Source organism: Grimontia kaedaensis, assembly GCF_023746615.1.
Lineage (GTDB): Bacteria > Pseudomonadota > Gammaproteobacteria > Enterobacterales > Vibrionaceae > Enterovibrio > Enterovibrio kaedaensis.
The window spans coordinates 283,229-297,652 of record NZ_CP082275.1 but is presented as its reverse complement, the minus strand read 5'-3'; the positions used below and the strand labels follow the sequence as shown (position 1 = coordinate 297,652).

The following is a 14,424-nucleotide window of genomic DNA, read 5'->3' as shown; positions in this document are numbered from 1 at the left end:
CGCTAAAGGCGAGGGTCCATTGACCTTTGGTGATGATTTTGGCGCAGTTTTTGGGGACTTTATACAAGGCAGAGGCTTCTCATGTAGCTGGCCTAAATGAGAAGCCAATAACGCAGGAGAAATCCCCAAAAACGCTTATAGCTAGATCAAAATTTAACCCATAAAGGTCAATAGACCTCGGGGAAGAGAGAAGTGCCATCATGGCGGTAAAAATACTGCACATTATCAATGATCTGTCACGAAACGGCGGAGCACAGCGCTTTGTCGTTGATTTAGTGTGCCCAACGCAAGAGGGTTATGAGAGCAAGGTCGTGATATTGGACGACATCAACGACCTGTCTGCCGAGCTGGAAGCTGCCGATATTGAATGCATTGTTTGGAAGTCGCTTTCTTTAAAGGAGAAGTGGCAAATTTTAAGATGGGCCGATGTAGTGCATGGTCACCTATTTCCCTCTATCTATCTGGCACTGGCAGCCATCGGAAAGAAACTGATTCAAACAGAGCACAACTCACACAACCGCCGCCGTGATCACATCTGGATGAAGCCCTTCGAGTGGCTGCTTTATTGGCGCTATCACAAAACCGTGTGCATCACCGGGCAGGTGAAAAATGCGCTGGAGGATTTCATTCCCCACTGGAGAAAGCATTACTCAGTCATCCTGAATGGCATCAACCTCAGCAAATTTTCCATGCGAGAGAAGCTAGCGCCAGTTCAAGACGCCCCCATCCGAATCGGTATGGCAGGTCGGCTGCACCCCTATAAAGATCACCCAACGCTCATTCGTGCGCTTGCCATACTGCCAGCCCGTTATGAGCTTCACCTTGCCGGTGACGGAGAGCGCAGAGGGGAATACGAAGCATTGGTCAAAGAGCTGGGTCTTGAAGATCGTGTGGTATTTCATGGCGTGCGCTCGGATATTCCGGTGTTTTTGGACGGGCTGAATATCTATGTGCAGAGCACCATTATTGAAGGATTTGGTCTCGCGGCTGTGGAAGCCATGGCGGCAGGATTACCCGTACTGGCATCTGATGTTCAGGGCATTGACGAGGTTATTGGCACTGAAGAATACCTCTTCCCCTTAGGCGACGATAAAGTACTGGCTGAGAAAATCACTGCCATCTGTGAACAGCCAGAGATATACACTCAAGCTTCAAAACGCTCTTTGTCACGTTGCCAGCTCTATAAGCTGGAGACGTTCCGCGAACAGTATTATCAGGCTTATCAGGAGCTAGCGGATGACAAAACCTCTTGAGCATTTTGCAGCACTCGCTGTCGTTCTGTTTTTTGTTCCCACAAAAATCAGCGTCGCCGGGATCAGCCTTTATCTCGCTGACTTTTTAGGCATAGCCTCTATTGGATTTCTTGGCATCATTGCCATTCGTGGCCTGTTGTTGCAATCAACCGTGAAGGCCAGTGGCTTCATCTTCGTTTTTTTCATCTACATCATGCTGACGGGGCTCATAAACAGTGTGCCGCCAAAGCTGGTGATCATAGAAATGATCCAATGGCTCTCTGTAGCAGCGTTCCTAGGTGTGTTACACCAAGCAAGGTTGCTCGCTTCGCCGCGTTTTCTCGGACTGGTTGCGGTGTACACCTTTATCGGCGCACTTTACACCGCAGGTTGGCACCTGATGCACCCCGCGTTCAATGATTTCAAGCAACTGGGGAACACCAAGTATTTCTTTGGTTTTACCTGCGCCCTACTCTACACACTGCGCAACCAAATCCGCTTCGGCCATGTGTTGTTCGCTGCTGCAGCGGTGATGTTATTGATGTCTGGCGAGCGCAAAGCATTGTTGGGTATCGCAGCACTGATCGCCTGCGACGTACTTTTCTGCCGCGAAGTGACCCATCCTCGCTCTCGTCAGACTGCCTTTGCGCTAGGCACTCTGGGGTTGGTGGGAGGCTTGCTGGTACTGTTTTCCGTTTGGTATATGGTTGGCACACACGCGATCCTCGATAAGCTCGAATTTACCCAATTCGACATTCTGTTTGCGGACCAACATGAGGCACGCTGGGATTCCGAATTGTGGCGTAAACTGCTGTTAGCCAACGGCTTCTCCCTGTTTCTTGAATACCCCATTTTTGGTGTCGGCCCCAAAATGCTACCGGTCTATATCGCCAATTATTTCCAAAATCAGGAATTAGCCATTTATACCCATAACTTTGCTCTCGATGTGGCAATTGAGTATGGCTTTGTAGGACTGTCCATTCTTATTGGCGGCTTTCTGCTTGGCCTTCGCCACCTTTTCAGGCAACGCTTTATCAATCCGGTGTCATTCTTGCTGGCAGTTTATATTCTTGCCATGGTGCTGTTTGTGGCCGTTAACAGCACCATCATGCTGATGTTCCTGTTTCCCTTTTTCATCAATACGCGTACAGCGCCAAAACCTTTGCCCAGTGCATCCATCTCTTCAACGGGATCTCTGGACGCTGTGACGCCGCTTTCTACTACCGAGTTTCAAGAGGATAAAAAATGAAGTTCAGCCTAGCCCGACAGCGCGCTTTTGACCAAACCTTGAACGCGCCGGATTTTGTCCTGGTTTACCAAATGGGCAAGGTTGGCTCATCATCTATTGAAGCATCCCTTGAGCATGCAGGCATTCCAAGCTGGCACATCCATACGTTCGACGATAACGAAGAATTTCAGATGTACCGCAATACCGATGATGTGGCCTGTTTTTTTGACTGGCCTATCCGTGCGGCATATAAGCTCACGCTGTCTCATCGTAGACGTATTCTGCAAAAGCGCGATCACCTGAAAATCATTACTCTGGTGCGCGACCCGATCGCCACCGTGGTCTCCCGTTTCTTTCAGGATCTACACATCCAGTTCATTGCCGGCAAAAAGAACGAAGCCATTCACGGCGACATGGATGCCACGCTGCACCACCTGACAGATGCTTTTGAAACCCAGATGCGTCTGGATTACTTCACGGATTGGTTTAACAGGGAATTAAAGCGTCAGTTCAACATTGATGTGCTGAAACACGTTCAGGATCCAGCGCAAACCCATTGGCGCATCGAGCAAGGTGGCTGCGATGTGCTGCTAATGAAATGTGAAGCCATTAATCAGTCAACTGAAGTGATTGGCGAATTTCTCGAACTGCCGGACTTTAAACTGCAATCAAGCAATGAAGCCTCCAATAAATGGTACTCGGCTCTTTATCAACGCTTTAAGGAAACCTATCCGTTTGAGCAATTATTCCACCTCTATGATGCGCCACTGTATCGCTCCGTCTACAGTGAAGAGGAAATCGCTCAATTTAAAAAGAAATGGGAGCAGTGATGAAAACCGTTCTCCATATTACGGAAGCGTTTGGCGGCGGTATCCAGACAGCATTGTGCAGTTATGCGAAATCAACCCAAGGGGATCCGATTCGTCATCATCTGTTTGCCAGATTACGCCCTGATGATGATACCGGTATGGCGATCACTACCCTATTCGATGATGTCCGAACCATGGAAGGCGGCTTACTGTCTTTTTTCCGTGAAGCAAGAAAAGCGGTTCTCCAAATCCAACCGGATGTGATCCACCTTCATTCCAGCTTTGCCGGATTTCTGGGTCGCTTCCTCCCTAAAAAGGGCAACACCAAGATCGTCTACACCCCACACTGTTATGCGTTCGAGCGCCGTGACATAGCTGATTTCATGCAGGAAGTGTACATACGCCTTGAAAAGCTGGGGCTTTCCCGCATCGACATGATTGCAGGCTGCAGCGAAAGGGAGTGTGAGCTTGGCCTTGAGCTTGGCGCCAAGAAAGCGGTGCATCTCAATAACTACGCAGACCTTAATAAAGAGTTAGCTTCAACTGATGTCGAGAGCACAGCGCCGCCTTTCAATGTGATGGTAGTAGGGCGAATATCCCCCCAAAAAGACCCGCAGTTCCTGCTGGACACCATTTCCAGCCTCAGTGAGCACCCTGAGTCAAGCCAAATCAAACTGCATTGGTTGGGAGGTGGCGACCCTGACATGGAAAAAGCACTTCGTGAAGCGGGCGTGGAGGTCACCGGAATGATCCCCCACCAGCAACTGATGCAAACCCTGAATAGTGCAGATTTATACCTTCATACCGCCGCGTGGGAAGGCATGCCCCTCACCATACTGGAAGCTGCCAAGCTTCGGATTCCAATGGTATTACGCATTATTGGTGCCACCCAAAACCTGCACTATCCGTTTATGGTGAGCTCGCCGGATACGATGGCCAAGCAAATCGTGAACTATTGTAAGCGCCCTGATCATCCGCACTATCAGCAAGCCATTGATGCATTTAACCATAATTTCAGTGCTGAAAAACAACGTGATGCGCTGCTGTTAATTTATGAGGCCTGACCGATGAGTGTGGTGGTAGCACTCTTGATAGCAGGGCTGCTAATCACACTCCTGCTGACCAACCTGCGCCCAGCCTTGGTGTTTGGTGGTGTGTTTACTGTCCTGTTACTGCTCGATATCGTGCCTGCCATCCAGCTTTTCAATAACTTCACCAATACCGCCCTGATCACTCTGGTATTGCTGGTGATGGTCTCAGTGATACTCGAACGCACACCGCTTATCAGTGCGCTTGGTCGCTGGTGTACCAGTGGTAGTTTAAGGAAAGTAGCATTCCAAACCACGCTTTCCGCGGGCTTGCTCTCTGCCGTTATCAACAATACGGCCGTGGTTTCCACCCTGATGCGAAGTATGACGAGAAGCGCGCACTCAACCAGTAAACTGCTTATACCACTTTCTTATGCTGCCATTTTGGGTGGCACCATGACCTTGATTGGTACCTCCACTAACCTGTTGGTGAATGGTTTTACCCTCAATGCCGGATTACCGGGTATTGGCTTTTTTGACTTCACATTGATTGGCGTGCCCTTATTTCTCCTTGGTGTCGCAGTGATCGCCCTGATCTCTATTAAGCTGTTGCCGAACCAGAGCGGTAATGAGGACGAAACCTCTCAGGCTTATCTTCTAGAGTCCCTGCTCGATGAAAACTCACCACTTGTCGGCCAAAGCGTCGGACAAAGTGGACTTCGCCATCTGGAGCGATTGTTCCTGGTCGAGATAGTACGAAGAGATCATATTATTTCACCGGTATCTCCCTCTGAACACCTTCAAGGTGGCGACATCTTGGTGTTCTCCGGCGATCTGGAGGCGACCGCCTTGCTCGATAAGTTCAAAGGACTATCGCTGAAAACGCAGGGTGAACAACTTCCCTCTGACAATCTCGTCAGTGTGGTTGTCACTCCAAATGCAGTCATTTCAGGAAAAACAATAAAGTCCCTCAATTTCCGGGCCCAATTCGGTGCAGCTGTCGTCGCCGTTAAGCGTGGTGAGGGCCAAATCCGTGGCGGTTTAGGTCAAATAAAACTCCAAGGTGGCGATCTCTTGGTTTTGGCTGTCGGTGAAGATTTCTTCGCGCAGGGAAATCTGGCTCAGAATTTTATCCTGGTGGGGCAACAGGAAAACAATGCTCTACTCTCCCACTCTCAGTCCCTTCTTTTCTGTGCGGGCGCAATTACCGCGCTTGTGGCTAGCGTTATGGGCTGGCTCCCCCTCTACAAGGGCTTGATTCTGCTGCTGGCTATTGCTGTGGGTACGCGTCTGGTATCTATTCACGACTTAAGGCGTCGCTTCCCGTTTGAACTGGTTCTGGTGATTGGTTCGGCCTTGGGTTTAGCGCAAGCTATTTCCTTGACAGGGCTTGCAGATACGCTTGCAAACTTCATTATGAACGTCGGGCAGGCAGGCGGCGCTTTCGGGGCATTGGTCATTTTGTATCTTGCCACCTGGTTGATGACCGAGCTTATCACCAATAATGCTGCTGCAGCGATAAGCTTTCCGGTTGGCTTGGCCATTGCGGCACAATATCAGATCGACCCTATGCCATTTATCATGACGGTCGCTTTCGCAGCCAGCTCAAGTTTCCTCTCACCTTTCGGGTACCAAACCAACCTCATGGTATATACAGCTGGCCGCTATGTACCAAGGGATTATCTCAAAGCCGGACTGCCACTGAGTCTGGTATATGGTGCCCTTGTTCTTTCTCTTATTCCCTTGGTTTTCCCCTGGTAAGGCAATTTCATGATCTCCCAAATTGTTCACCGTATTCAATCCATCGGCCCTGCCCGCCGCCAGTTTCTATTCCACGCTGCACTTGCCGCTCTCTTCCGGGTCCTATCTGCAGCTGCGGCCTTTTTACTTAGCGTGGTTGCCGCTCGGGTGCTAGGGGCACAACAATCCGGGCTGTTTTTTCTCGGTATGAGTCTTGCCACCTTGTTGGGAACACTGAGCATGTTGGGGATGGAAAACGCCCTGCTTCGTTTTATTGGGCATGCCGGAGAGCAAGACAACACCCATTTGACCAATCAGGTGTTTACCAATGCGCTGCTTGCGGTTCTTCCCACCTCCGCCATAGTCGCAGGGGTCACCTATCTAATAGCACCTTTTCTGGCGTTGAATGTATTCAGTAAACCAGAGGCGACTGATAGCTTGCGCTATTTTGCTCTGGCAATCCCTTTCATTAGCCTGTTTTTCCTCAATGGCTATGCCCTACAGGCAACACGCAAGGTGATTGCTTCCGTCTGTTCGATGCAGCTAGGCGTCACTATGCTGGCACTTCCTGCACTGTTATTACTCGGGCATTACGACCCAAAACCTATGGCTGACTCTGCGTCTGTGCTCTACGTTGCCGCCGCGGCACTGGTGATGATAAGCGGACTGTGGCTGTGGTTTCGTGTACCGGAACATAGGCTGGACACCAGCGATCGCAAGATGCCCACGCTTTGGGATGCTGCTCCCAATCTCTGGTTAATCTCAGCCACCAGCCAGGCGATCCCCTGGGCATCTGTCGTGATTGTGGGGCTATTCGTGACATCTGAAGAGGTTGCATATTTTTCTGCGGCTCAGCGAACATCCCTACTTATCAGCTTTATGTTGATGGTGATAAATTTTGTCGCCGCACCGAGATTCTCCGCGCTTTTTAAAGCCGGAAAGCTCGACGAGTTGAAGCGGTTGGCACAATTTTCCACCCGACTGATGATAGTTTTCTCCACCCCGGTATTAGCCGCAGTTCTCATCTGGCCAGACACGATAATGACATTGTTTGGCAAAGAATTTTCTGCATCTGGCCAATTATTGGTTATTCTTGCAGTGGGTCAAACCATCAATGTGATGACGGGCTCTGTCGGATTTCTTCTCACCATGTGTGGCTATGAAAGAGACTTGCGTAATATCACCCTTTTTGCAGGGATTCTCACCGTGACTTTGATACTGATATTCACGTCATTATGGGGAATCGTTGGCGCAGCGCTGGCCGTTAGTATAGGTATGAGCACACAGAACATTCTGGCAGTGCACAAGGTAGAAAAACGACTCGGCTTTTGGCCAATAGGATAACCGTCTCTTGTTGAAGACTCGCTATGCACGCATAATCAAACAAAGAGACAAATTCGTAACTGATTAATGTTAATATCCCTTTTGCCCATATTTTTTAGCATTTTGCCCGGATAGTTGGATTAAACATATTAAGGACAACCTATGATCAAGAAGTGCCTATTTCCTGCGGCTGGCTATGGTACCCGCTTTTTACCTGCCACCAAGTCGATGCCAAAAGAAATGATGCCTATTGTTAACAAACCACTGATCGAATACGGCGTTGACGAAGCGATTGAAGCTGGCATCACTGGCATGTGTATTGTTACCGGTCGTGGTAAGCACAGCCTGATGGATCACTTCGACAAAAACTACGAGTTGGAACATCAAATCAGCGGCACGAACAAAGAAGCCCTGCTGGGAGATATTCGCGCGACTATCGATGCTGCTTCATTCACCTATATCCGTCAGAAAGAAATGAAAGGTCTGGGTCACGCTATCCTGACTGGCCGCGAGCTGGTGGGTGATGAGGCATTTGCCGTTGTGCTGGCGGATGATCTGTGTGTGAACTTGGGAGATGGCGTACTTTCCCAGATGGTTGCGCTGTACAAGCAATTCCGCTGCTCTATCGTTGCAGTAGAAGAGGTGCCGGAAGATGAGACCCACAAATATGGTGTGATTTCCGGTGAAGAGATGCGTGACAACCTTTACCGTGTAGACAACATGGTAGAAAAGCCAGAACAAGGCACAGCGCCAAGTAATCTCGCGATCATTGGTCGTTACATCCTTACCCCAGATATTTTCGACATCCTGGAAAAAACAGAACCAGGCAAAAACGGTGAAATCCAGATCACCGATGCTCTGCTGAAACAAGCTCAAAGCGGCTGTGTACTGGCATACAAATTCAAAGGCGAACGCTTTGACTGTGGTAGCGTTGAAGGATTTATCGAAGCAACCAACTATTGCTACGAAAATATCTACCTGAAGTCAGATGCACCGAACCAACCTCAAAAAACAGTAAAAACAGGCTGATCGATTCGGGTTGAACCACCGTTAAATTGACATGTCGCAACACTGAAGAAGGCTGTACGTTTATACAGCCTTCTTCTTTTTCATCACGCGATAATGTGGGATACTTCCTCATTCTTTTTTTCTTCAGGCTTCGAGCCTGAGCGCCAAGGGCAAGGTAGATATGGATACGATTGACGTCAGAGGGGCTCGCACCCATAACCTGAAAAACATTAACCTGACGATCCCACGCGATAAGCTGATTGTGATCACCGGCCTCTCAGGTTCGGGGAAATCATCACTGGCTTTTGATACTTTGTACGCGGAAGGTCAACGCCGCTACGTAGAATCACTGTCTGCCTATGCACGCCAGTTCCTTTCCCTGATGGAAAAGCCAGACGTCGACCATATTGAAGGCCTGTCACCTGCTATCTCCATCGAGCAAAAGTCCACGTCTCACAACCCACGCTCAACCGTTGGTACCATCACCGAAGTATATGACTACCTGCGCCTCCTATATGCGCGTGTGGGTGACCCGCGCTGCCCGACACACAATGTGACGCTGGAAGCACAGACCGTGAGCCAGATGGTCGACAAGGTGCTGGAGCTTGAAGAAGGCAGCAAGATGATGCTGCTTGCTCCTATCGTCAAAGAGCGTAAAGGCGAGCACGTCAAAACACTGGAAAACCTGGTCGCCCATGGTTTTATCCGCGCGCGTATTGATGGCGAAGTGTGTGATCTTTCTGATCCACCGACGCTGGAGCTTCATAAGAAGCATACCATTGAAGTGGTCGTCGACCGCTTTAAAGTGCGCGACGATCTGCAGCAACGCCTTGCTGAATCCTTCGAAACAGCCATTGAACTGACGGGCGGCACGGCCGTCGTCAGCTTCATGGATGGTGACGGTGATGATCTCATTTTCTCAGCCAACTTTGCCTGTCCGCATTGCGGGTACAGCATGCAAGAGCTTGAGCCGCGCCTGTTTTCCTTCAACAACCCAGCAGGTGCCTGCCCAACCTGTGATGGTCTCGGCGTACAACAGTATTTTGATGAAAACCGCGTGGTTCAGAATGAAGCTGTCAGCCTTGCTGGTGGTGCCATCCGTGGATGGGATCGCCGTAATTTCTACTACTTCCAGATGCTAAGCTCGCTTGCCGATCACTACGAATTCGACATCGAAACGCCTTGGCAGGATTTACCAAAAACTATCCAAAACGTTGTTCTGAATGGCTCCGGCAACACTGAAATTGCTTTCAAGTACGTGAACGATCGCGGTGATATCACGGTGCGTAAGCATCCGTTTGAAGGGATTTTAAATAATCTCAACCGCCGCTACCGTGATACAGAATCTATGGCTGTCCGTGAAGAGCTGGCGAAATACATCGCCAACAAGCCGTGTTCAAGCTGTGGCGGCTCGCGTCTTCGTGAAGAAGCGCGTCATGTCTTTGTCGGTGACACCAACCTGCCAGCCGTGTGTGAAATGAGTATTCATGAAGCACTGACTTTCTTCGCAGGTCTGGAGCTAACTGGCCAACGCGCCCAAATTGCCGACAAGGTACTCAAAGAAATCCATGACCGTCTGAGCTTTCTGGTCAACGTCGGTCTGAACTACCTCAACCTGTCGCGCAGTGCTGACACCCTATCAGGCGGTGAAGCGCAACGTATCCGCTTGGCCAGCCAGATCGGTGCAGGTCTGGTCGGCGTGATGTACGTGCTGGATGAACCATCCATTGGACTTCATCAGCGTGACAACGAACGCTTACTCGCGACTCTGGAGCACCTTCGTAATCTGGGTAATACCGTATTGGTGGTTGAGCACGATGAAGACGCTATCCGCGCGGCAGACTACATTGTGGATATCGGCCCTGGAGCCGGTGTGCATGGTGGTCACATCGTTGCTGAGGGAACGTATGAAGAAATCATCAAGAATGAAAACTCTTTAACCGGCAAATACCTCAGCGGGAAAAAGGCGATTGAAGTCCCTGCCAAACGAATTTCTTACGATAAGAAAAAGGTCGTGAAGCTCAAAGGGGCAACGGGCAACAACCTGCAGAGCGTGAATCTGACACTTCCTGTTGGTTTGCTGACCTGTGTGACCGGCGTATCTGGTTCAGGTAAATCGACCCTTATCAACGACACTTTCTACAAAATCGCCCACCAGCGACTGAACGGTGCAACCACAGGCGAGCCAGCACCTTTCAAGGACATCGACGGTCTGGGTCATTTCGATAAGGTGATTGATATCGACCAGAGCCCGATTGGACGCACTCCTCGCTCCAACCCGGCAACGTACACTGGTATCTTCACTCCTATCCGTGAACTGTTTGCGGGCACGCAAGAAGCACGCTCCCGTGGCTACAAAGTGGGCCGTTTCAGTTTTAACGTCAAAGGGGGCCGCTGTGAAGCCTGTCAGGGCGACGGCGTTATCAAAGTGGAAATGCACTTCCTCCCGGATGTTTACGTACCGTGCGACGTGTGCAAAGGTAAGAGATATAACCGTGAAACGTTGGAGATCCGCTATAAAGGCAAAACCATTGATGAAGTCCTCGAGATGACAGTGGAAGATGCCCGCGAGTTCTTCGATGCCGTGCCAGCGATAGCGCGCAAACTGCAAACGCTGATGGATGTAGGTCTTTCCTACATCCGCTTGGGACAGGCCGCAACTACCCTTTCCGGTGGTGAAGCGCAACGCGTGAAACTGGCGCGTGAGCTTTCCAAGCGTGATACCGGCAAGACGTTGTATATCTTGGATGAGCCAACCACTGGCCTACACTTCCATGATATCCAGCAACTACTGACGGTGCTGCACCGACTGCGTGATCACGGCAACACCATTGTGGTGATAGAACACAACCTGGACGTGATAAAAACCGCGGACTGGATTGTCGACTTAGGCCCTGAAGGTGGTAGCGGTGGCGGTATGATCATCGCCGAAGGCACACCGGAAGACGTGGCTTTGGTTGAGGGTTCGCACACAGCAAGGTTCCTGAAACCATTGCTTAAACAAAAAGCATCATAGGGCGGATACTGGTGTAAGCCGGTGAAAAACAATCTATGCAAACAATGCGTTTTCAAAACCTCTGGCCATCAAAAGTGGCCAGAAAGCCTTTGGTTAAGCCAGTGCTGATTGCGCTGGCTGCGCTGTTTTTGTTCTGCCTGCCACTGAACCAAATTTCACTCGTTTTCTCCGGTGTTCAACATCCAGCGACAGCCTTAACGCTCTTGTTAGCGGTCACCATTGTTTGCTTTGGTGTTTGGGAAGCAGCAAGGCAAGGGCGTTTTAGTCACACGACCATGACAGGATGGCTGGCGCTGAGCGTGAGTTTCGCCCTGATACCGTCATTTTATCTTCACGCCGACTGGCATTCGGCTGCATGGCAGGGGTTCAGCGTCCTGTTGTCCTTACTGCTTTTCTGTACCTTGCAGCAGTTCAGCTTTAACCATCTTCAACGGCAATATCTCCTCTGGTTACCGCTTTTAAGCGGCTGGCTGCTCGCTATTCCTTTGTTGCTGCCTAATATCAGCGAGATATCATCATCAAGCCTTCCAGACTTCAAAAGCAACAGTGATGTACTTGGCATCGTCCTACTGACATCTTTAATGCTGTCAGCTTACTTGCTCGCGCGGACTAAAGCGTACAAGCGTAACTGGGTGCCCGTCCATGCCTTACTACTTGCGACGCCACTGCTCACCATTCCAGCTCTCACGGCATTGAAATCGCCTTGGCTAATCACCGCGATTTTAGTGCTGGTGACCTTCAGTCAGCCATTCTTATTCCGTTTCAGCCAAAAAAGACACCATGGTCTTTGGAATTTCGCGGTATTGGTTGGCTTTGCTATCGCTTGGAAGTTTGGAAGTGTGCCTCAGTCGGCTCTTTTCGCTGCCCGTTATTCAGCAGAGGAGTTAGAGGTACTATCGCAGGGATGGGCATTACTGGGGCAGGCTCAGTTTGAAGGCATCGGTCTGGGGCAGCTCGATAAAGCACAGCTGTTGTTTGGCATCGAGCAAAACCATGTTCTGCCGCTTCAAGAAATGTATCCGAGTTGGCTGCTCGCAAGTTTAATTCAGGGCGGCATTGCCTACTGGGCGAGCTTTGGGGTGCTCTTCACACTGGTGGTGCGTAAGCTGTTGGAGGCACCGAATGGCACCCGGTTGATGCTGCTAGCGATCATTCTGCCATCCCTCATTGGCATGGCACTGACAGACTACATTGAAACCAACCTGGCACTGGGCATGCTGTTTGTGGTGCTGCTTTACTGGATTGATAACCTTACCGCGAGATACCGCCGCGTGCTTTTGCCTTACCCACGGCCAATGAAAATCGCTGCTAACACGGTGCTGACTGCCACGCTGGTTTTGGTGTTGTCTTCAATCTATCTTGGCGAACAGGCGCTTCGCACCTATCAGATACGCGACAGTAAGCTGACTCAGTATCAAACGCACCCTTGGTGGAATGACTTCTATCAGCAAGTGGAAGGAAAGCGGGCGTTTCTGGAAAGTGTTGAAAGCCGGGATTTACGCGCGCAGGAACTGTACCTTCGGGGGCAAATCGCCCGACTGGAAACGTCTCCGAATGCCGATGGCTACCAATCTCTGATTGAGCTGGCGATGCTCACCGGTCATAAAATGGTCGCCAAACAGTTAAAGGATGAAGCATCACTGCTTTTCCCGTACCGAACGTTTCAACCTGACTTTTCTGAGCTTCCCGCGGAATAAAAACAAAAACGCCCCGCACTCATGCGGGGCGTTTCTCAATTCAATTCCGCTTAACCAAGCACATCCTTCAGTGCCTTCGCACACAAGGCTACGTTTTCACGTTTAGCCGCATAACCCATCAAACCGATACGCCATGCTTTACCTGCCAGTGCTCCGAGACCCGCACCTATTTCCAAATTGTAGTCATTGAGAAGTTTCGCACGCACGGCGGCATCATCGACGCCTTCAGGCACTGCGACAGCATTCAATTGTGGCAGGCGATGGTCAGCATCAACCAGGAAGTTAACACCCAGCGCTTCCAGTTCGGCTTTGAGTAACTCATGCATATCACGATGACGTTGCCATGCATTCTCCAGACCTTCCTCTTTCAGCATCAGCAAAGACTCATGCAAGGCGTAAAGGCTGTTTACTGGTGCTGTGTGGTGATAGCTACGCTTGCCTTCACCACTCCAATAACCAAGCACCAGGCTTTGATCGAGGAACCAACTCTGTACCTTCCCAGTACGCTGCTGCATTTTTTCTACCGCACGCGGAGAGAAAGTGACTGGCGACAAGCCCGGTACACAGGAGAGACATTTCTGGCTGCCAGAATACACAGCGTCCAGTTGCCACTCATCAACCAGCAACGGTACACCACCAAGAGAGGTTACGGCATCGACAATCGTCAGGCAGCCATGCTCGCGCGCCAGTGCTGAAATTGTCTTTGCATCACTGAGTGCGCCGGTCGATGTTTCAGCGTGCACAAACGCCACCACCGATGCTTCTGGGTTAGCTTTTAAAGCCGCCTCCACTTTTGTCGGATCGACCGGTTTACCCCACTCGTCATCAACCATCACCGCTGTTGCGCCACAGCGCTCTACGTTTTCACGCATACGCTCGCCAAATACGCCGTTTCGACAAACAATCACCGTATCGCCCGGCCCAATCAGATTGACAAAACAGGTCTCCATACCTGCACTGCCCGGGGCGGACACCGCAATGGTAAAGGTGTTTTCGGTCTGGAATGCATACTGAAGCAGTGATTTAACTTCATCCATCATTCCCACAAAAAGAGGATCTAGGTGACCAATCGTTGGCTGAGCCAGCGCTTGTAATACGCGTGGCGAAACATCAGAGGGGCCAGGCCCCATCAGGGTACGTTGTGGTGGGATAAAGCGTGAAATTGTCATTATTTGCTCTCCATTGCCTTTTGTTCCTTGGGTTCATTTACCCTACCATCGGATAGAGCTGGCTAAAATATCAACGTTGAATAAACCCAAGCATCATCAAGCAAAAGTCGTTCACTGCCACGAAAAGCGATGCCAGAAACTCAAACAAACGTTGACAATAACATTACAAACATT

At 50.2% G+C, this 14,424-nt stretch carries 10 protein-coding genes; 9 read left to right on the top strand and 1 reads right to left on the bottom strand.

Translation table 11 applies throughout. The features are described 5' to 3' along the window. Positions 1-200: 200 nt before the first annotated feature. The 9 genes from K6Q96_RS01495 to K6Q96_RS01455 all read left to right on the top strand — a co-directional run bounded on the left by K6Q96_RS01495 (position 201) and on the right by K6Q96_RS01455 (position 13,081). Positions 201-1,253 carry a glycosyltransferase gene (locus tag K6Q96_RS01495; RefSeq protein ID WP_251877262.1) on the top strand — a complete coding sequence of 351 codons (1,053 nt, stop codon included), beginning with the start codon at positions 201-203 and terminating at the stop codon, positions 1,251-1,253. Continuing rightward, positions 1,237-2,481, top strand: coding sequence for an O-antigen ligase family protein (locus tag K6Q96_RS01490; protein ID WP_251877260.1), 1,245 nt, complete (start codon positions 1,237-1,239; stop codon positions 2,479-2,481). Before K6Q96_RS01495 ends, K6Q96_RS01490 begins: the two co-directional genes overlap by 17 nt. Next, a complete protein-coding gene (locus K6Q96_RS01485) occupies positions 2,478-3,290 on the top strand; it encodes a putative capsular polysaccharide synthesis family protein (protein ID WP_251877258.1) in 813 nt (270 codons plus the stop codon). The genes K6Q96_RS01490 and K6Q96_RS01485 overlap by 4 nt, the downstream gene beginning before the upstream one ends. Beyond that, positions 3,290-4,333 carry a glycosyltransferase family 4 protein gene (locus tag K6Q96_RS01480; protein WP_251877256.1) on the top strand — a complete coding sequence of 348 codons (1,044 nt, stop codon included), beginning with the start codon at positions 3,290-3,292 and terminating at the stop codon, positions 4,331-4,333. The genes K6Q96_RS01485 and K6Q96_RS01480 overlap by 1 nt, the downstream gene beginning before the upstream one ends. Positions 4,334-4,336: 3 nt before the next feature. Next, the gene (locus K6Q96_RS01475) at positions 4,337-6,058 is read left to right on the top strand and encodes an SLC13 family permease (protein ID WP_251877254.1); all 1,722 of its coding nucleotides are present in this window, start codon (positions 4,337-4,339) and stop codon (positions 6,056-6,058) included. 9 nt (positions 6,059-6,067) lie between these two features. Next, a complete protein-coding gene (locus tag K6Q96_RS01470) occupies positions 6,068-7,381 on the top strand; it encodes a flippase (protein WP_251877252.1) in 1,314 nt (437 codons plus the stop codon). A 141-nt stretch (positions 7,382-7,522) separates the two neighbouring features. Next, positions 7,523-8,389, top strand: coding sequence for a UTP--glucose-1-phosphate uridylyltransferase GalU (gene galU / locus K6Q96_RS01465; RefSeq protein ID WP_251877250.1), 867 nt, complete (start codon positions 7,523-7,525; stop codon positions 8,387-8,389). 160 nt (positions 8,390-8,549) lie between these two features. After that, positions 8,550-11,384: an excinuclease ABC subunit UvrA gene (gene uvrA / locus K6Q96_RS01460; protein ID WP_251877248.1), complete on the top strand. Its 2,835-nt coding sequence runs from the start codon at positions 8,550-8,552 to the stop codon at positions 11,382-11,384. A 35-nt stretch (positions 11,385-11,419) separates the two neighbouring features. After that, positions 11,420-13,081 (top strand): lipid A core--O-antigen ligase, encoded by a 1,662-nt coding sequence (locus K6Q96_RS01455; protein ID WP_251877246.1) that lies wholly within the window; start codon positions 11,420-11,422, stop codon positions 13,079-13,081. Between the two features lie 50 nt (positions 13,082-13,131). Here the strand turns inward: K6Q96_RS01455 and K6Q96_RS01450 are convergent, their stop codons facing one another. Beyond that, the gene (locus tag K6Q96_RS01450; RefSeq protein WP_251877244.1) at positions 13,132-14,250 is read right to left on the bottom strand and encodes a pyridoxal-phosphate-dependent aminotransferase family protein; all 1,119 of its coding nucleotides are present in this window, start codon (positions 14,248-14,250) and stop codon (positions 13,132-13,134) included. Positions 14,251-14,424: the final 174 nt, after the last annotated feature.

Coding starts and splice junctions, on each gene's coding strand:
- K6Q96_RS01450 (WP_251877244.1), bottom strand. CDS start 14,250: ATGACAATTTCACGCTTTATCCCACCACAACGTACCCTGATGGGGCCT.
- uvrA (WP_251877248.1), top strand. CDS start 8,550: ATGGATACGATTGACGTCAGAGGGGCTCGCACCCATAACCTGAAAAAC.
- K6Q96_RS01485 (WP_251877258.1), top strand. CDS start 2,478: ATGAAGTTCAGCCTAGCCCGACAGCGCGCTTTTGACCAAACCTTGAAC.
- K6Q96_RS01475 (WP_251877254.1), top strand. CDS start 4,337: ATGAGTGTGGTGGTAGCACTCTTGATAGCAGGGCTGCTAATCACACTC.
- K6Q96_RS01470 (WP_251877252.1), top strand. CDS start 6,068: ATGATCTCCCAAATTGTTCACCGTATTCAATCCATCGGCCCTGCCCGC.
- K6Q96_RS01490 (WP_251877260.1), top strand. CDS start 1,237: ATGACAAAACCTCTTGAGCATTTTGCAGCACTCGCTGTCGTTCTGTTT.
- galU (WP_251877250.1), top strand. CDS start 7,523: ATGATCAAGAAGTGCCTATTTCCTGCGGCTGGCTATGGTACCCGCTTT.
- K6Q96_RS01480 (WP_251877256.1), top strand. CDS start 3,290: ATGAAAACCGTTCTCCATATTACGGAAGCGTTTGGCGGCGGTATCCAG.
- K6Q96_RS01495 (WP_251877262.1), top strand. CDS start 201: ATGGCGGTAAAAATACTGCACATTATCAATGATCTGTCACGAAACGGC.
- K6Q96_RS01455 (WP_251877246.1), top strand. CDS start 11,420: ATGCAAACAATGCGTTTTCAAAACCTCTGGCCATCAAAAGTGGCCAGA.